General features: G+C 70.0%; 16 protein-coding genes. 7 read left to right on the top strand and 9 right to left on the bottom strand.

The window, feature by feature from the left end; all coding sequences use genetic code 11:
- Positions 1-15 precede the first annotated feature (15 nt).
- From AC3WOH_RS11640 to AC3WOH_RS11630, 3 genes are read right to left on the bottom strand one after another with little or no spacing between them, the layout of a single operon-like run.
- Positions 16-996: a D-isomer specific 2-hydroxyacid dehydrogenase family protein gene (locus tag AC3WOH_RS11640; protein WP_492229491.1), complete on the bottom strand. Its 981-nt coding sequence runs from the start codon at positions 994-996 to the stop codon at positions 16-18.
- Positions 993-2150: an acyl-CoA dehydrogenase family protein gene (locus AC3WOH_RS11635; RefSeq protein WP_492229490.1), complete on the bottom strand. Its 1158-nt coding sequence runs from the start codon at positions 2148-2150 to the stop codon at positions 993-995. Before AC3WOH_RS11635 ends, AC3WOH_RS11640 begins: the two co-directional genes overlap by 4 nt.
- Positions 2147-2968, bottom strand: a complete 822-nt coding sequence (locus tag AC3WOH_RS11630; protein WP_492229489.1) for a class II aldolase/adducin family protein — start codon at positions 2966-2968, stop codon at positions 2147-2149. Before AC3WOH_RS11630 ends, AC3WOH_RS11635 begins: the two co-directional genes overlap by 4 nt.
- A 223-nt stretch (positions 2969-3191) precedes the next feature.
- On the opposite strand from AC3WOH_RS11630, the gene AC3WOH_RS11625 reads away from it, so the two are divergent.
- Positions 3192-4208 (top strand): ABC transporter substrate-binding protein, encoded by a 1017-nt coding sequence (locus tag AC3WOH_RS11625; RefSeq protein WP_492229488.1) that lies wholly within the window; start codon positions 3192-3194, stop codon positions 4206-4208.
- 65 nt (positions 4209-4273) lie between these two features.
- Here AC3WOH_RS11625 and AC3WOH_RS11620 read toward each other — a convergent pair whose 3' ends face one another.
- Entirely contained in the window at positions 4274-5380 is a 1107-nt protein-coding gene (locus AC3WOH_RS11620) for an LLM class flavin-dependent oxidoreductase (RefSeq protein WP_492229487.1), read from the bottom strand.
- 143 nt (positions 5381-5523) lie between these two features.
- Between AC3WOH_RS11620 and AC3WOH_RS11615 the strand changes: the two genes are divergently transcribed.
- The 4 genes from AC3WOH_RS11615 (at position 5524) to AC3WOH_RS11600 (ending at position 10513) form a co-directional block, all read left to right on the top strand.
- Positions 5524-6498 (top strand): LysR family transcriptional regulator, encoded by a 975-nt coding sequence (locus AC3WOH_RS11615; RefSeq protein WP_492229486.1) that lies wholly within the window; start codon positions 5524-5526, stop codon positions 6496-6498.
- 152 nt (positions 6499-6650) lie between these two features.
- The gene (locus AC3WOH_RS11610) at positions 6651-8216 is read left to right on the top strand and encodes an AMP-binding protein (protein WP_492229485.1); all 1566 of its coding nucleotides are present in this window, start codon (positions 6651-6653) and stop codon (positions 8214-8216) included.
- A gap of 17 nt (positions 8217-8233) precedes the next feature.
- The gene (locus tag AC3WOH_RS11605; RefSeq protein ID WP_492229484.1) at positions 8234-9448 is read left to right on the top strand and encodes an acyl-CoA dehydrogenase family protein; all 1215 of its coding nucleotides are present in this window, start codon (positions 8234-8236) and stop codon (positions 9446-9448) included.
- Positions 9449-9496: 48 nt separating this feature from the next.
- Entirely contained in the window at positions 9497-10513 is a 1017-nt protein-coding gene (locus tag AC3WOH_RS11600) for a Bug family tripartite tricarboxylate transporter substrate binding protein (RefSeq protein ID WP_492229483.1), read from the top strand.
- Positions 10514-10527: 14 nt separating this feature from the next.
- Here AC3WOH_RS11600 and AC3WOH_RS11595 read toward each other — a convergent pair whose 3' ends face one another.
- A complete protein-coding gene (locus AC3WOH_RS11595; RefSeq protein ID WP_492229482.1) occupies positions 10528-11490 on the bottom strand; it encodes a LysR family transcriptional regulator in 963 nt (320 codons plus the stop codon).
- Positions 11491-11586: 96 nt separating this feature from the next.
- Here AC3WOH_RS11595 and AC3WOH_RS11590 point away from each other — a divergent pair, with 96 nt between their 5' ends.
- Positions 11587-12579, top strand: coding sequence for a Bug family tripartite tricarboxylate transporter substrate binding protein (locus AC3WOH_RS11590; RefSeq protein WP_492229481.1), 993 nt, complete (start codon positions 11587-11589; stop codon positions 12577-12579).
- A gap of 8 nt (positions 12580-12587) precedes the next feature.
- Positions 12588-13784 carry an amidohydrolase gene (locus AC3WOH_RS11585; protein WP_492229480.1) on the top strand — a complete coding sequence of 399 codons (1197 nt, stop codon included), beginning with the start codon at positions 12588-12590 and terminating at the stop codon, positions 13782-13784.
- Between the two features lie 19 nt (positions 13785-13803).
- Here AC3WOH_RS11585 and AC3WOH_RS11580 read toward each other — a convergent pair whose 3' ends face one another.
- Genes AC3WOH_RS11580 through AC3WOH_RS11565 form a run of 4 tightly spaced genes read right to left on the bottom strand, consistent with a single transcriptional unit; the run spans position 13804 to position 17878 of the window.
- The gene (locus AC3WOH_RS11580; RefSeq protein ID WP_492229479.1) at positions 13804-14976 is read right to left on the bottom strand and encodes a c-type cytochrome; all 1173 of its coding nucleotides are present in this window, start codon (positions 14974-14976) and stop codon (positions 13804-13806) included.
- A gap of 10 nt (positions 14977-14986) precedes the next feature.
- Positions 14987-15787: an ABC transporter ATP-binding protein gene (locus AC3WOH_RS11575; protein WP_492229478.1), complete on the bottom strand. Its 801-nt coding sequence runs from the start codon at positions 15785-15787 to the stop codon at positions 14987-14989.
- Positions 15781-16842 carry an ABC transporter permease gene (locus AC3WOH_RS11570; RefSeq protein ID WP_492229477.1) on the bottom strand — a complete coding sequence of 354 codons (1062 nt, stop codon included), beginning with the start codon at positions 16840-16842 and terminating at the stop codon, positions 15781-15783. The genes AC3WOH_RS11575 and AC3WOH_RS11570 overlap by 7 nt, the downstream gene beginning before the upstream one ends.
- Before the next feature lie 7 nt (positions 16843-16849).
- Positions 16850-17878 carry an ABC transporter substrate-binding protein gene (locus AC3WOH_RS11565; protein WP_007857998.1) on the bottom strand — a complete coding sequence of 343 codons (1029 nt, stop codon included), beginning with the start codon at positions 17876-17878 and terminating at the stop codon, positions 16850-16852.
- Positions 17879-18027 lie beyond the last annotated feature (149 nt).

Raw genomic sequence — 18027 nt, 5'->3', positions numbered from 1 at the left:
GCATATGCGCTTTTCTCAGTAGCCGCGCTCCCGGTCCACCACATCCTCCAGCGGCTCGCCCGCAAGAAAGCGCGAGAGATTGGCGACGAACTTGCGCGCCGTGGCCTCGCCAGCATCCTGCGCGGCCCAGGACACATGGGGCGTGAGGCGCACGCGCGGATGGCGGTACAGCCGGTGACCTTCGGGCAACGGTTCGGGGTCGGTCACGTCCAGCGTGGCGCCTGACAGGCGCCCCTCATCCAGGGCGTGCAGCAAGGCCTGCTGGTCGACCAGTGCGCCGCGCGCGATGTTCACCAGGTGCAGGCCGGGCCGCGCATGGGCCAGGGTGGCAGCGTTGAGCAGGTGGTGCGTCTCGGGCGTGATGGGCAGGGCCAGCACCAGGTGGTCCGACGCGGCCAGCAGTTCCTCGATGGAAGCGGCCGATTGCACGCCATCGGCGGGCGCGCCACCGCGCCGCAGCACCGTGACCTGCATGCCGAAGGCCTGGGCCAGCCGCGCCACCTCGCGCCCGATGGCGCCGTACCCGGCAATGCCCAGCGAGCGCCCGCGCAAGGACCCTGAGGGCTGCCGGTCCACGCGCTGGAAGGTATCACGCCAGCGGCTGGCACCATCCACCTGCAGGGCGTCCCAGGTTTTCTCATGGGCCAGCAAGGCGGTCAGCACGTACTCGGCAATCGGAACGGCGGCCACGCCGCGCGAGCAGGTCACCAGCGGCACGTCGAGCAGCCAGGGAGGAAAGAAATCGATGCCGGCCGATGCCAGGTGCACCCACTGCAGCCGGCCGGGCCAGCCCGCGGGAGCTTGGGCCGGAGCGTCACGCCAGCCATTGCGCGGTCCGGTGAACAGCACGTCCACCTCGCCGGCCCGCGTCCAGGGCGGTGCCACGGGGTCGGCAGCCAGTTCGACCGGCAGAGTGGCCGAAGCCAGCAGCAGGTCCGCCGCCTCGCCGGTCTGGTTCAGGATCACCGTGGGCCGGGGCGCAAGCACGGCACTCATGCGGCAGCCCCCTGCCCCAGGGCCGCCTTGCCGGCTGCCACATGCACGCTGTCGTCTTGCGGGGTATGGATGCGGCCACACAGCACGTCGCGCAGGTGGCGCTCCAGCGGATTTTTGCGCGCCAGGCCGTGGTTGCTGGTGAGCGACAGCGCCAACTCCACGGCGCGCACGGCGTTGTGGGTCACCGTGGACTTGATCAGGCCGCTGGCTTCCGAAGCCAGTGGAACGACCGCGTCGATGTCCGCCGCCAGGCTGCGCAGCAGCCGGTCGTTGGTGAGCAGCAGCCCCTCGATGGTGCCCACCACCTCCTGCACGCGGGGCAGGCTGGCCAGCGGCGCGCCCAGGCTGGTGGGGATGCGGGTGCGCAGGAAGCCAAGCAGCCATTCACGCGCGGCCCGCGCCACGCCGGTATAGAGGCTGCCCAGCAGGACCACCATCTCGGCCTGCGCCAGCGCGTCACCGCGCGCCCAGTCCTGCGGCAGGCGCAGTTCCAGCGCATGGTGGGCAGGGACGGGCACGCCGTCGAAATGCACATCGTGGCTGCCGCTGGCGCGCAGGCCCAGGTGGTCCCAGGTGGGCTCGATGCGGATGCCGGGCGCGCCCGCCCGCACCAGGAAGGCGCCGGTGCGCGGCACCTCCTCGTCGGTGCGAGCCCAGACCACATACCAGCGCAGGATGGGTGCACCGGTCGAATAGATCTTGTGGCCACTGATGCGCCAGCCCTCCCCCGCGCGCCGCGCCACCGTGGCGGGCAGGCCGCCGCGTGCGGGCGTGCCCAGCTCGGGCTCCACACGCAGCGCATTGGCCAGCGAGACCTCGTGCACCGACTCCTGCACCAGTTGGCGCGCCAGCGCCTCGGGCCAGGGCGAACCGGCGCGGCCCATGGCGCGCTGCTGCATGTACTGCATGGTCAGCACCAGCGCCGTGGCCGGGCAGCCCTGCCCCACGGCGCCCACCACCTCGGCCAGTTGCCCCAGAGAGGCCCCCTGCCCGCCCAGGTGGCGCGCCCCGGCCAGCGACAGCAGGCCGGCCTGCTGCAGCTCGGTGAAGTTGCGGTGCGGAAAGCTGCCCTCGCGGTCGTGCGCAGCCGCGCGTGCGCCGAACTCCACAGCCAGCGTGCGGGCCAGTTGGCCTGCCGTGAGCGGGGCATTCACTGCAGCACCTCGGGGTGCTCGCGCACCACGATGTCGAACAGGCTCTTGAAGGTGAAATGCGCCCCGCCCGGCCCGCCGATCTGCGAATGCGTGTGGCGCGCCACCTCGGGGCGGATGGGCCGGGGCACGCCAGCGGCCTCGGCCAGCAGCTGGGTGTGGCAGGCGTTCTCGAGCGCGATGTACCACCAGGCGGCGGCCTCCACCGAGGGGCCGGCCGTCAGGATGCCATGGTTCTGCAGGATCACGGCCTTCTTGCTGCCCAGGGCCTGGCCGATGCGAAAGCCCTCGTCGGTCTCCAGCACCACACCGGTGAAATCGTCGAACAGCGCATGGTCCTCGTAGAAGATGCACGAGTCCTGCGTCAGCGGGTCGAGCCGGCGGCCCAGTGCCGACCAGGCCTTGCCGTAGGTCGAGTGGGTGTGGGCGGCGGCCACGATGTCGGGCCGGGTCTCGTGCAGCGCCGCATGGATGGCAAACGCCGCGCGGTTCAGCGGGCCGTTGCCGACCACGATCTCCCCTTGGGAGTTGACGAGCAGCAGGTCCGACACCTTGATCTGCGAGAAATGCAGGCCCAGCGGATTGACCCAGAAGTGGTCGCTCCACTCCGGGTCGCGCGCCGTGATGTGGCCTGCCAGGCCATGGTCGAAGCCATGCTGGGCAAACAGGCGAAAGGCCACGGCCAGGTTCTCCTGCCGGTGGCGGCGCTCGGCCTCCAGCGTGGGCCGTGCTGCTGGCGGGTCGAACCAGTCCTTGCGCTGGGGCGAGGGGTTGCGGGCGGGGAGGTTTGGCGCATGCAGCAGCGTGGCAGGGGAAGACATCGGGGGGCCTTGAATCGGGGGAAATGTGCTGCCCACCTTAAAGGCCGCCCCTGGCACCGCCAACGAAGAAAAGCGCGTGTGCACATTCGGTTTTGGCATGAGGCGCTGGCCCGCCCTGTACCGCGCAGATTTCCGCATATCGATGCTACGCAATGGTCGTTGGGCCGGCGCGCCTGCTGGGCGACGCTTGCGGCTTTTGCCCGCACAACGAAAGGACCACCTCATGCCATCCACCCCATTCCACCACCGCCGCAGCCTGCTGCGCGCCGGCCTGGGCGCCGCCACCCTGGCCACGCTGGGCGCACCGGCACTGGCCGCCAGCACCGCCGATCTGTCCAAGGTCACCCTGCGCATAGGCACCTACAAGGGCCTGTGGCGCCCCCTCATTGCGGCCAGCGGCCAAGGCCAGACGCCCTACCGCATCGAGTGGCGCGAGCTCAACAACGGCGTGCTGCACATCGAGGCCATCAACGGCGACGCGCTCGACCTGGGCTCGGGCAGCGAGATCCCCGCCCTGTTCGCCGCGCGCCAGAAGGCGCAGGTGCGCTTCATTGCCGTGGTGCGCGAGGACCTGAACAACCAGGTCACGCTGGCGCGCAAGGACGCGCCCATCCAGCGCATTGCGGATTTGAAGGGCAAGCGCGTGGGCTATGTGCGCGCGACCACCTCGCACTACTACCTGAGTCGGCAGCTGGCCGAGGCCGGGCTGTCGTTTGCCGACATCAACGCAGTGAACCTCACGCCGGCCGACGGCCTCTCGGCCTTTGACCGCGGCGACCTCGATGCCTGGGCCATCTACGGCTACAACGGCCAGCTGGCACGCCTGCGCTATGGGGCGCGCGTGCTCAAAACGGGCGACGGCTACCTCTCGGGCAACTTCCCCATCTATGCCAACCCCAAGTCGATCCAGGACCCGCTCAAGCAGGTGGCCATCGGCGACTACCTGCAGCGCCTGCGCCGCGCCTACCTGTGGGCCAACGGCAACTACCTGGCCTACGCGCGCGCCCAGTCCGAGGAGACGCGCGTGCCCGTGGGCGACCTGATCGAGCTGTGGAACAACCGCAGCACCAACTACGACCTGCGCGCCGTGGACGACAGCGTGGTCAAGGGCCACCAGGCCGTGGCCGACACCTTCTTGCAGCTGGGCGTGCTCGACGGCCCGGCCCAGGTGGCGCCGCTGTGGGACCGCAGCTTCACCGGCGCCATCGGCACCCGAGGCGCAGCGCCCTCCCCCGCCTGATCGCCAAACGCCGCGGCGCGCACCCCGCAAGGAGTGCGCGCCGCAGAGGCATGGGTCCGAAGAGGTCAGGCGACTTTCAGCGCCACCTGGCCGGCCGCCTGCCGGTCGCGCTCGGCCACCTTAGCGCGCACCAGGGGCAGCAGCTCACGGCCGTAGTCGATCACATCGACCAGCGGGTCGAAGCCGCGGATCAGGAAGGTGCTGATGCCCAGGTCGTAGTATTTCAGCAGCGCATCGGCCACCTGCTCGGGCGTGCCGACCAGCGAGGTGGAGTTGGAGCGCCCGCCGATCTCGCGCGCGATGGCTGTCCACAGGCGCTCGTCCACGCGGTCGCCCTTGGCGGCGTCGGCCAGCAAGCGCTGGGCCCCCTCGCTCTGCTGCGGGCCGATGCCGCGCGAATAGCCCTGCTGCACGCGCAGACGGCGCGTGTCTTCGAGGATTTGGTCGGCACGCGCCCAGGCCTCTTCCTCGGTCTTGCCCAGGATGGGCCGGAAAGAGATGCTGAACTCCACTTCGCGCCCATGCAGCGTGGCTTCGGCGCGCACGCGGCGCACCAGGTCGCCGGCCTGGGCCAGCGACTCGCCCCACAGGGCATACACGTCGGCGTGCTTGCCGGCCACCTGCAGCGCGGGCGCCGAGGCGCCGCCGAAATAAATGGGCACATAGGGCTGCTGCAGCGGCTTGACCTCGGACCACACGCCCTTGGCGCGGTAGTGGGCGCCTTCGTGGTCGAAAGGCTTGTCGACCGTCCACACCCGGCGCAGCAGCTCCAGGTACTCGTCGGTGCGGGCATAGCGCTGGTCGTGGTCCAGGAAGTCGCCATCGCGCTGCTGGTCCTCGTCGGAGCCGCCGCTGATGTAGTGCACCGCCAGGCGGCCGCCGGTGTAGTGGTCCAGCGTGGCCAGCTGGCGCGCGGCCAGCGTGGGCGCGACGAAACCTGGGCGATGGGCCAGCAGAAAGCCGATCTTTTCGGTGACCGAGGCGGCATAGGCCACGGTGAGCAGCGTGTCCGGGCTCGACGAACTGGCCGGCACCAGGATGCGGTCGAAGCCCGCATGCTCGTGCGCCTGGGCGAACACGCGCACATAGGCAGAGTCCACGGCGGGCCCCTTGCGGGCGATGGTTTCAGAGACTTCGTGCGGCTGGATCATGCCGATGAACTGGACGGGCATAGCGGGCTCCTGGGGGGTGGAATGGGGGACTGCGCCCATCATCGGGAGCCGGTCTGTGCCTGCCAACGAAGAAAACCGTGTTTGCAAACTCGGTGGGCGCATACCCCGGCCCGCCCCACCCGACCACCGGGTAGAGTCGCGCCATGGACCTGCGCACCCTTCGCTACTTCATCGCCGTGCTCGAAGCCGGCAGCCTCTCGCGCGCAGCCGGGTCGCTGTACGTGGCCCAGACGGCACTCACCGCGCAGATCAAGAAGCTCGAGGCCGAGCTGGGCACGCAGCTGTTTGACCGCTCGCACGCGGGCGTGACGCCCACGCCGGCCGGCATGCAGCTGTACGAGGACGCGCGTCGCCTGCTCTCGGACGCCGAGGCCGTGCGCGAGCGCATCCAGCGCCTGCCGCAGGGGCCCGAGGGCTCGGTGACGGTGGCAGCGCCCTTTCTGCTCGCCTCGCTGCTGCTCGGGCCGGTGCTGGCCGCACTCAAGCGCAGCCACCCGCGCATCCGCGTGTTCGTGCTCGACGACCTGAGCCTGATGGTGCGCAAGGCCATGCTCGACCGCCGGGCCGACGTGGGCATTCTGGTGGACACACCCCAGATCGACGGGCTGCGCTGCACACCGCTGGCACGCGAGGCCATCTTTGTCTGCGGGCACGATGCCGATGGCACCGTGGCCCCGCTGCTGCGGCCTGCTCCGCGCGGACGCGCCGCGGGCGGCCACCCCGAGATCGACTTCGCTCAGGCCGCGCAGTTGCCGCTGGTGCTGCAGTCGCGCCGCTTCTCGATCCGCCAGAACGTGGAAGAGGCCGCCAGCGCCCTGGGCGTGGCCCTGAACGTGGTGCACGAGCACGACTCGGCGCGCGTGATCCGCTCGCTCTACCAGTGCGGGGCGGGCTTCACCTTCACGCCCGCCTGCTCGCTGGCCGACAGCCCGCACCCGGGCCGGCAGGACTGGATCGTGGCCCGCGTCGTGCGCCCGCTGCTGCCACGCGCCTACACCCTGGCGACCGCTGCGGACCGGGTGGTCGATGCCCCGACCCAGGTGGTCATCGATGCACTGGTGCAGGAAACCACGCGGCTGGTGCGTTGCGGCGCCTGGCAGGCCGAGCTGCCGGCCTGACGTCCAGCGCCCCGGGAGGCCCACCCAGGCCGGGGCCATCATTTTTATTGATGGGCTGGCATCAGCAAACGGTATTTCCTGTAGCAGGCGGTCTTCTGGAACAGTGCCTGGCAAGCCATGCCGACACGGACACGGCGCATTCCAGGAGACCTATGCCACAGCCCGCCCCCAACATCGCCAACGTCGGCGAACTCGTCTCGCGCAGCGCGCGGGCCCATGCCCGGCAGCTTGCCGTCACCAGCGCCACGCGCAGCCTCACCTATGCCGAGCTGGAGCGGCGCTCCAACCGCCTGGCCAACGCCCTGCGTGGCCTGGGCCTGGCGCGCGGCGACCGCGTGGGCATCTACCTGCCCAACTGCACCGAGATCGTCGAGATCGAACTGGCCTGCTACAAGGGCGCCTTCGTCAAAGCGCCGTTCAACGCCCGGCTGTCGCCCGCCGAGGTGGGCGCGATCACCGCCAACAGCGATGCCGCGGTGATCGTGACCACCGCCGAGCGCGCAGAGTCCTTCCGCGCGCACATCGCAGGCCCCATGCCGCGCTTGCTGCTGCTCGATGGCCCGGCCGACACCTCGTACGAGGTCGCGCTGGCGGCCGCCAGCGATGCCTTCACAGCCGAGCGCGTCACGGCCGATGAAGTGGCCGTGCTGCACTACACCTCGGGCTCGTCGGGTGTGCTCAAGGCGGCCATGCAGACCTTCGGCAACCGGCTGGCACAACTGCGCAAGTTCCTCATGCGCTCGGACGGCATGCGCAGCGGCCACCTGCTCGGTCTGGTGGGGCCGGTCACCCATGCCTCGGGCATGCAACTGGTGCCGGCGCTGTGCAGCGGCGTCACGATCCGGCTGTTCTCGGGCTTCGAGCCGGGCCGCTTCATCACCGAGATGCGTACCGAGCGCGTGACCCACACCTTCATGGTGCCCACCATGATCAACATGCTGCTGGCCGAGCTGGAGGGCCAGTACCGCCCCCTGCCCGACCTGCTGCGCCTGGGGTATGGCGCTGCGCCCATGGCACCCGCGCGCATCCTGCGCGCCATGGACGTGTTCGGCCCGGTGCTGTCGCAGGGCTACGGGGCGGGTGAGACCACCTCGGGCGTGTGCGGCCTGTCGGTGGAAGACCACCTGTTCGCCCGCGCCGCCCTGCCCGAGCGCCTGGCCTCATGCGGCCGGCCCTTCCTGGAATCGCTGGTGGAGATCGTGGACGACGAGGGCCAGGCCGTGGCCCCGGGCGAAATCGGCGAGATCGTGGTCAGCGGGCCCGATGTCTTCGCGGGCTACTGGCGCGCGCCCGAGCTCACGGCCGAGGTGCTCAAGGACGGTCGCTACCACACTGGCGACCTGGCGCGCGCCGACGACGAGGGCTATGTCTACATCGTCGACCGCAAGAAGGACATGGTGATCAGCGGCGGCTTCAATGTCTACCCCTCGGAGGTGGAGGCCGTGCTCTACCAGCACGAGGCGGTGGCCGATGCCTGCGTGTTCGCGATTCCTGACGACAAATGGGGCGAGGCCGTGGCCGCGCACGTGGTGCTCAAACCCGGCCGCCATGCGGATGCCGAGGCCATCGCCCGCTTCTGCGCCCCGCTGCTGGGCGGCTTCAAGCGGCCGCGGCACATCGAGTTCGTGCCCTCGCTGCCCAAGAACCCCAACGGCAAGGTGATGCGCAAGGCCATCCAGGCGAATTACTGGACCGGCCACACCCGCATGGTGAATTGAACACGAGGACGAAACACATGAAGACCGATTCCATCAACCCGATACCCGCTCCCCTGTTCGACATCCCCTTCGAAGGTTCCGAGCGCGCAGCCGAGCTGATCGGCCGCATCAACGAGTTCCTGCATGGCGAGCTGGCCGCGCTGGCGCGCGAGCACGGCATCGACCATGAACAGGGCGCCGACCGCACCCTGCTGCAGCAAGTGTGGAAGCGCTCGCACGAACTGGGCTTCTATGGCATGACCCTGCCCACGGCCATGGGCGGCCTGGGCCTGTCGGTGCTGGACCATGTGCTCATCAAGGAGGCCATCTATGCCAGCGGCTCACCCTTTGCGCCCCATGTATTCGGCGAGCTGAGCGGCCCGCCACGCGTGGGGGCGCTGGCGCGCCAGGCCACGCCCTACCAGCTGCAGCAGTTCATCGCGCCGGTGGCCCGGGCCGACAAGGCCATCTGCTTTGCACTGACCGAGGCCGAGGCGGGGTCGGACGCCGGCGCCGTGCAGACCCGTGCAGTGCGCGATGGTGACAGCTTCGTGATCGACGGGCGCAAGCGCTTCATCTCGGGCTCGCCGTTTGCCGACTATGCGGTGCTGATGGCCTCTACGGCCAGCGATCCGGCCGAGCGCGAGGTCACGGCCTTCTTCGTGGACCTCAAGGCGCCCGGCGTGCGGGTGGAGACGGGCTACAAGACCATGGCCGGCCAGTCGTCCACCGGGGACATCGTGCTCGAAGGCTGCCGCGTGCCCGCTGCCAACCTGATCGGCGAGCCGGGCCGGGGCCTGGCGCTGGCGCTGGGGCGCATCACCGTGAACCGCCTACTGCACTGCCCGGCCATGCTGGGCCTGGCGCAGCTGGCCCTGCGCGACGCACGTGACTACGCCTTGCAACGCCGCCAGTTCGGCCGCGCCATCGGCGACTTCCAGGCCATCCAGCACCTGCTGGCCGACATGGCGACCGAGCTGTGCGCGGCCCGTGCGCTGATGCTGGGCACGGCGCGCCAGATCGACGCGGGCAGTCAGGCCCGGGCCGAGGCCTCGATGGCCAAGCTGTTCTGCTCCGAGACGGCGTTTCGCATTGCCGACCGGGCCGTGCAGATCCATGGCGGCGAGGGCATCGTGCAGGGGCGGCGCGTGGAGTTTCTGTTCCGCATGCTGCGCATGTACCGCGTGCTCACGGGCACCAGCGAGATCCAGCGCAACACCATTGCCAAGGAGCTGCTGGCACCCCAAGCCTGAGTTTTCAGCGATCAAGGCGATTCCACTATAAAGACAGGAGACAAAGACATGAGCACACACACCTTGCAACGCCGGCTACAACGCCGGCAATTTCTCGGCCAGACCCTGGCCGCCAGCCTGCTGCCCGCCCCCGCCCTGCTCACGCTGGGCACGGCCCGGGCGGCCGAGCCCTGGCCCACGCGCCCCATCAAGTGGGTGGTGCCCTTCCTCGCGGGCACGGCGCCCGACACCACGGCACGCATCATCCACGAGGCGGTGGGCCGCGAACTGGGCCAGGCGGTGGTGATCGAGAACCGCGGCGGCGTGGGCGGCAACCTGGGCGCGCGCCAGGTGGCCAAGGCCGCGCCCGACGGCTACACCTGGATCTACTCCAGCGCCCCCATGGCTGCAAGCATGCACATGTACAAGGCGCCGGGCTATGACGCACTCAAGGACTTCCAGCACGTGATGGGCCTGACCAGCGCGGACATCGTGCTCATCGTCAATGCGGCGTCCGACATCCGCACGCTGGACGACCTGCTCACCAAGGCGCGTGCGGCCCCCGGCAAGCTCGACTATGCCTCGGGCGGCGTGGGCACGCCCTCGCACCTGGGGGTGGAGCTGCTGCTCAGCGCGGTGGATGCGCAGGTCACCCATGTGCCCTACAAGGGCGCGTCGGAGATCGTCAACGCCGTGATGGGCCGCCAGGTCACCTTCGGCGCGCCCATCTTCTCGGTGGCCTACTCCAACATCCAGGCCGGCAAGCTGCGCGCCCTGGCGATTGCCGGCACGCGCCGCAACCCCAAGCTGCCCCAGGTGCCCACGCTGGCCGAGCTAGGCGTGCGCGGCGTAGAGCTGACCTCCTGGGGCGGCGTGTCGGTGCCCGCGGGCACGCCCGATCCCATCGTGGCGCGCATGCGCGGCGCGTTCGAGAAGGCACTGAAGCTGCCGGCGGTCATTGCCGCGCTGGAGGAGCAAGGCGGCTCTGTCACTCCCATGGACGCCGAGGCGTACAAGCGCAACTTCACCAAGGAGATGCTGCTGACCGAGGCGATGATGAAGAAGGCGCAGATCGAGCCCATGTAAGGGGCCGCACCTGCCTATGCCGGCGCAATGCGCAACCGCGCCCGCAGGGCCGCAAGCGCCGGCCCGTCGGCAAAACCCGTAGTGAGCAGGCCTAGCCCTTGCAGTGAGGACTCCAGCGCCTGGGGCAGCTTCACGGCCAGCACCACGGCCACGCCTGTGTCCACCAGCGCCTGGGCAATGCTCTGCGGCATGAGGCTCACGGCGCCGGTACTGCGCAGGGCCTCCAGCACCACGGGCAGGGCCGTGGTGGCCATGGGGTAGAGCACAGGCTGCTGCGCATGGCCGGCCCACAGCCGGTCGTAGTAGTCGCGCACGCCCATGCCCCGCGGCGGCAGCACCCAGGGCAGGCCCACCAGCCGGCCCAGCGCCACGCTGCGCAGGCCCGCCAAGGGGTGTCCGGGCGCGGCCACCACTGCGGGTGCATCGCTCTGAAGCAACTCGAACTGCCAGGCGGCAGGCACGTCCTGCGGGCGACGGCAGACCACGGCATCGAGCCGGCCGGCGGCCAACTCGGGCAGCAGGTGCACCATGTTCTCCTCGATCAGCTCCACCTGCAGCCCCGGCTGCGCCTGCAGCAGCGCCGGCAGCGCGCGGGCGAGCAGGCCCGAGGCCGCTGCGGGAATGCAGCCCAGGCGCAAAAAGGCCTGGGCGCCCGCCTGCAGGGCCGACAGCGTTTCGGTGGTGGCGCGCAGGGCCTGCAGCACATTGCGCGCCACGGGCACCACGGCCTCGCCAAAGCGCGTGGGCCGCACGCCGCGATTGTGGCGCTCGAACAAGGGGGCCTGCAGCAGGTCTTCCAAATCTGACAGGGCCTGGGTGGCGGCCGGCTGGCTCATGCCCACGGCAGCCGCCGCGCGCTGCACGCTGCCCGCATCGGCCAGGGCCGCAATCAGCTGCAGGTGACGCAACCGCCCGCGCGCGAGCAGGCGGTTGAACAATACACCGGGGTCGGTCACTGCCGCTGGAGCCTTTGTCATAAGCCAATCCAATACAAAACCCCTAAATTCTATTGGTCAATCCAATAGCCAGACCCCACAATCCGCCGCAGCATCTTTTACCGCCAGGTTTTCACCATGACCCGTCTCCTCCCCCGACGCACCAAGCTGCTGGCCGCTGCCATCGCCAGCCTGTGCACCACCATGCCCGCCGCGTTCGCCCAGGCCTACCCCGACAAGCCCGTGAAGCTGATCGTGCCCTTCGCCCCCGGCGGCTCCACCGACATCGTGGCGCGCCTGGTGGCCGACCGCATGCAGAAGTCGCTGGGCCAGTCGGTCGTGGTGGACAACCGCGCCGGTGCAGGCGGCGCCATCGGCGCCGAGGCCGTGGCACGCTCGGCGCCCGACGGCTACACCATTGGCGTGGGCACGGTGAGCACGCTGGCGGTGAACCCGGTGCTGCTCAAGGCCTCGCGCACCGACCCGCTCAAGGACTTTGCGCCGATCACGGCGCTGGCCTCCATTCCCTCGGTGTTCTCGGCCCACCCCAGCCTCAAGGTGGACAGCCTGCCCGCCGTGGTGGCGCTGGCGCGCAGCAAGCCCGACCAGCTCAACGCGGGCTCGCCCGGCTCCGGCTCCATCGGCCACCTGATCATCGAGGCCATGAACGACGAGCTCAAGATCCAGGTGCGCCACGTGCCCTACAAGGGCATGGGCCCGGTGATCACGGGCGCGCTGGGCGGCGAGACCCAGCTGCTGAGCGACCAGTACCCCTCGTCCGCGCCCCACATCAAGGCCGGCAAGCTGGTCCCGTTCGTGGTGGCAGCCGACACGCGCCTGGCGGCCCTGCCCAATGTGCCCACCTTCAAGGAGCTGGGCCATGCAGACCTCAACGAGATCGCGATCACCTGGTTTGGCCTGGTGGCGCCGGCCAAGACGCCCCCGGCCATCGTGGCCAAACTGAACGCCGCGGCGGCCGATGCGCTGAAGGACCCGGCCCTGCAGGCGCGCCTGAAGGAACTGGGCGCCGAGTCCATCGCCGGCACGCCCGAGCAGTTCGGCGCGCTCATCGGCACCAGCCTGGAGCGTGTGCGCAAGGTGGTGCAAGCCCGCAAGATCGAGATGGAGTGAGCCGCACCATGTCCACCCCGCAACTGATAGCCACCATCACCGCACAGGCCCGCGCCCAGCACGAGCAGGTCGTGGCCTGGCGCCGCCACATGCACCGCCACGCCGAACTGTCGTTCCAGGAGATCGACACGGCCGACTTCCTGGAACGCGAGCTGCGCCAGATCGACGGCCTGGCCATCCACCGCCCCACCCCCACCAGCCTGGTGGCCACGCTGCGCGGCGCCCTGCCCGGCAAGGTGCTGGCGATCCGAGCCGACATCGACGCCCTGCCCATCCACGACCAGAAGACCTGCGACTATGCCTCGGCCCGGCCCGGCGCGATGCACGCCTGCGGGCACGATGGGCATGCCTCGATGTTGCTGGGCGCTGCGCGGCTGCTGGCCGGGCTGCGCCAGCAGTTGCCGGGCGAGGTGCGCTTTTTCTTCCAGCATGCCGAGGAACAGCACCCCGGCGGCGCGCAGCAGATGGTGGACGCCGGCGTGATGCAGGGCGTGGACCGCATCATCTCGGCCCACGTCATGTCCACCGTGGACACGGGCCGCATCGTGGTGCTCGACGGCCCCACGCTCGCCAGCTCCGACCGCTTCGTACTGCGCGTGCAGGGCAAGGGCGGCCATGCGGCCAACCCCGACAAGTGCATCGACCCGATCTGGATCGGCGCGCAGATCGTGGCCAACCTGCAGGCCGTGGTGGCGCGCAACACCGATGCGCACGAGGCCCTGATCCTCTCGGTCACCAAGTTCCAGGCCGGCTCGGCGTTCAATGTGATCCCGGACAGCGCGGAGCTGTCGGGCTCGGTGCGCTGCTACTCGCCCGAGGTGCGCGCGCGCGTGCCCGAGGCCATAGCCCGCATCGCCAGTGGCGTGGCCCAGGCCCATGGCGCCACGGTGGAGCTGGAGTACATGCACGGCTACCGCCCGGTGGTCAACGACCCGGCCACCGCTGCCGCCCTGCGCGCCGCCGTGCGCGAGGCCCTGTCCGACGTTCCCCTGCACACCATGAACCCGCTGCCCAACAGCGAGGATTTCAGCGCCTTCACCGAACATGCCCCGGGCGCCTATGCGCTGATCGGCGCGCGCAGCGCGGCCAAGCACATCTGCCACCCGCACCACCACCCGCTGTTCGACTTCGACGAGGACGCGCTGGAGCATGGCGTGCGCATCTTCGCGGCGGCGCCGTTCACGCTGAACCGGATGGAGGGCTGACCGGAGCCACCTCTCCTTCTCAGTGCGGAAAGCCGCCGCGCGTGAGCCGCACCGGTTCGGCGTCCATGCGGCGGATCAGGGCCTCCAGCCCATCCCCCTGGCCCGCCAGGGTGGCCACCACCCTGTCGGTGGGCGCCTGGGGTACCGTGGTCGAGCGGCAGACCAGGTCGTCCTCGGACCAGGCGGCCTTGCCCGGCTGGCCGCGGGCGCGCAACCAGCCGGCGCGGTCCACGATCAACTGGTAGCCCGGCAGTTCGGCGGCCGGTATGCCAACGACCAGCGCCAGCGCCTGCTCCACGGCATGCATGCCTGCCTGCGGCCGGCATTCGGGATCGGAGCCTTCCGCCAGCGTGCCCGCCACCAGGGTCACCAGGCGCGGATCGTCGGCCACGGGTTGCACGCCGGGCCCTGCCACGACCACGCGCACGCGCTGCCCCACCAGCCCGCTGCTATGCCGCGCGCGCCCCTGGCGGCATTGCACGGCCATGGCCGGCAGGCGCACCGGGCGGTCCCAGGTGCCCGATTCGCGCAGCATCTGCCCGGCCGCATGAGCCTGCAGATAATCCAGCACCTCCCAGATCTGCGCGTCGCTCAATGCGCTGCCCGCGCCGGGCATGGTGGGCACACCGGCGCGGTTGTGCATGCCCTCGCGCACGCGCCAGAACAGCTCGCCATCGAGCCGCTTCCAGAGCAAGGCGCCGTTCAGGTTGGGTGGCCACTGCACCAGTTGGGGCGCGTCGGGGCCCTCGCCCCGGCCGTCGGCGCCATGGCAGCGCACGCAATGCTGCTGGTAGGCGGCCTGGCCGCGCACAATGCCTGCGGCAGCAAAGCCGGTGGGCGACTGGTGCAGGCTGGTCGCCACGGCCGGCGCCAGCAGCAGATGGGCCTGGGGCCAGGGGGCCAGCACCAGCACGGTGATGGCCAGGGCCGCCAGCGGCCAGCGGGCGCGGCGCCAGGGCAGCGCCACGGCCAGCAGCACCAGGGCAGCGCCCGTGCAGGCCAGCGACCCGAGAACGCGCCGTGCGTGGCCGGCATCCACCACCAGCATCTCGGCGGCAATGCGATGCGCGAGCGGCCAGCCAGGCTGACCATGCACCTCGGGCGCCAGGCCCAGGGCGTGCAGCAAGGCACGCAGGCCCTGCTGCGCAGCATGCAGGCCTTCGAGCAGGCCGTTCAGCAACTCAGGGGACAAGGCGCTCCCGCTACCAGCTGGCATCCAGCCCCAGCAACGCCAGGGCCTCGCGGCGCAGCTCGGCCAGGCGCGGGTCGCCACGGTGGCGTGGGTACGGCAAATCGTTCACCAGCACCTGCTGGATGCGTGCCGGCCGGTCGGAGAACACCACCACGCGCTGGGCCATGAACAGCGCCTCCTCCACGTCGTGCGTGACCAGCAGGGCCGAAAAGCCCGTGCGCTGCCACAGGTCCACGAGCTCGGTCTGCATGGACAGGCGCGTGAGCGAGTCGAGCTTGCCCAGCGGTTCGTCCAATACCAAGAGGCTCGGGTCGTTCACCAGGGCCCGCGCCAGCGCCACGCGCTGCGCCATGCCGCCCGAGAGCTGGTGTGGGAAGGCCTTGGCAAAGTCCTGCAGGCCGACCAGGCGCAACGCCTCGTCCACCCGGTGGCGCTGCGTGCGCAAAATGCCGCGTGCCTGCAGGCCCAGGGCCACGTTGTCCCAGACCGTGCGCCAGGGGAACAGCGTGGGGTCCTGGAAGACCACGATGCGCGAGGGATCGGGGTCGGTGATGGGCGTGCCGTCCTGCAGCAGTTCGCCCGTGGTAGCGGGCTCCAGCCCCGCCACCAGGCGCAGCAAGGTGCTCTTGCCGCAGCCGCTGGGCCCGAGCAGGGCCACGAATTCACCAGGGGCGATCGACAGGTCGAGCTCGTCGATGACGTGCAGCGGGCCGGCGGGCAGGTCGAACCAGTGGCTTACATTGCGCACGTCGATGCGTGCGCCAGTGACCTGGGTGGAAGCGGTCGATCCCGATGCAACAGCGCTCACCATTTCACCACCCCCTTCTGCCAGGACAGCACCCGGTCGCGCAGCACGAACAGCAAGGTGATCACGCCCGAGAACAGCAGCGCCATGACGATCAGCGCCGCATACATGTTGGGATAAGCCGCCCAGCCCTGGGCCCAGGTCAGGTACCAGCCCAGGCCCGCCTTCACGCCCAGCATTTCGGCCACGACCAGGGTGGAGAATGCGGCCCCGAGGCCCATGAACAGGCCCACGAAGACCTGCGGCAGCGCGGCCGGTATGGCCACGCGCAGCACCAGGAACCAGGGCGACGCGCCCATGGTGCGCGCCACGTCGTAGTAGTTCTTGTGAACGCCGGCCACGCCCGACCAGGTGAGGATGGCCACCGGGAAGGCCGTGCCCAGCGCGATCAGGAAGATCGCCGTGGACCAGCTCGACGGGAAGAAATAGAAGCTCACCGGCAGCAGCGCCGTGGTGGGCACGGGCCCCAGGATGCGCAGCACGGGGTGGATCCAGTAGCTGGCCTGGCGCGACCATCCGATCAGCACGCCCGTGACAAAACCCGCCGCTGCGCCGATCGCAATGCCCAGGGCGAGCAGGCGCAGCGATGCCCCCGCGCTTTCCAGCAGGCGCGCCCAATCGGTGGCGTAGACCTCCACCAGGCTTTGCGGCGGTGCGAAGAACGGCGGCGGCAAGGTGCCCAGCTTGGCCGTGAAGATCTCCCAGACCGCAAAGCCCAACGCCAGGGCCACGAGCCAGGGACCGGCCTTGCGCACACGGGGCGCTGCGCGGCCCAGCGCGCCCGGCACGAAGGCCAGCACCGCCAGGAGCAGCGCCACGGCGCCAGACCCGATAGCGAACTCCTCGGTGAAGGCCCAATCGCTGAAGCCCACGGGCTTGTTGGGCCACAGATAGGTGATGAGGCCCAGCGCAGTCCAGGCGATGGCGGCGGCCAGGCCGGTCCACCAGAAAGACGGCAAGGCAGTGGCCCGCTGCGGCACGGCCACCGCTGGCGCGCGGGGCGTTGGCGCGGCCGACACCGAGGCCGGTGCGGGCAGGATGTGATCGGCAACAGTGCTCATGGCGGGCTCAGGCCAATACGTCGGCGTGGACGTGGGCGGCAAAGCGTGCCGGATCGGTGGAAGGCTTGAGCACCCCCACCAGCTTGAAGTCGCGCGCGTAGAACTCGATCTCCTGGCGCAGGGCCGTGCCCACGGGGTGGCTGCGGTGCGTGAGCGTGCCCAGCACCGCGCGCAGGTCCTCCTGCGGCACCTTGGAATAGGGGCTAAAGATGCGTGCCGTCTCGTTGGGGTTGTCGGCCACGAAGTCCGAGGCCTCAATGATGGCGCGCGTGAGCGCGGCTGCCGTACCCTTGTCATTGCGCACCAGCGCGCCGCTCACGCCCAGCACGCAGCAGGTCTTGGCCGCGTACTCGCCCGAGAGGTTGGAGGCCAGGTCCACCAGGCCCTTGGTGCGGCGCTGGATCAACAGCAGGTTGGGGTCGCCGTCGGCAATGGCCTGGGCCTCGCCCTTTTCCACCGCCAGGCCCAGCATGTCGCCGGGGAACTGGCGCCAGGTGATGTCCTTCTCGGGGTTCAGGCCAGCCTTGGTCAGCAGCACCGAGAAGAAGTTCTTGCCCGGGCTGTTGAGGTCCGACACCGCGATGGTCTTGCCCTTGAGTTTTTGCAGGCTGGTCACGCCCGCGGCCTCGTAGCCCACCAGGCGCGAGCAGCCGCCGTGCGAGCTGCCCACCAGCTTCACATCGAAGCCCGACTCCAGCGGCTTGATCCAGCGGTGCACCATGCCCAGGCCGGCATCGGCCTTGGAGGTGGCGATGGTTTCGAGCAACTGGTCGGTGGAGCCCGCGAAGTTGACCAGCTCGACCTTGAGGCCGTGCTTTTCGAAGATGCCGCGCTCAATGGCCACTGGGGCGGCCGACAGGCAGATGGCATTGGCGTTCCAGGCCAGCTTGACCTCGCGCAGTTTGCCGGCGGCCAACACCTGGCTGCCCACCACGCCCGATGCGCCCACCACCGTGGCCGCGCCGGTGGCGCGCAGCAACTGCCGGCGCGACCAACGCGCTTCTCCCCCACCCAGAATCTGGCCCTTGTTGTTCATGCCCGGCACCTCGTGTGTAATGAAAAAGAAAGAGACAGCGGTGGCAAGCACCGCACCAGCCGCATTGCACAGGGCAGCCCCCCAAAAGAGAACGAAGAAAAACGGAGATGGATATGCAAAACTTTCCACACACCCCAGCGCCCAAGGCT

It is taken from the genome of Acidovorax sp. FW305-C-20-28, assembly GCF_058783375.1.
The sequence above is the reverse complement of the archived record's forward strand: the minus strand, read 5'-3'. Positions and strand labels throughout refer to the sequence as shown.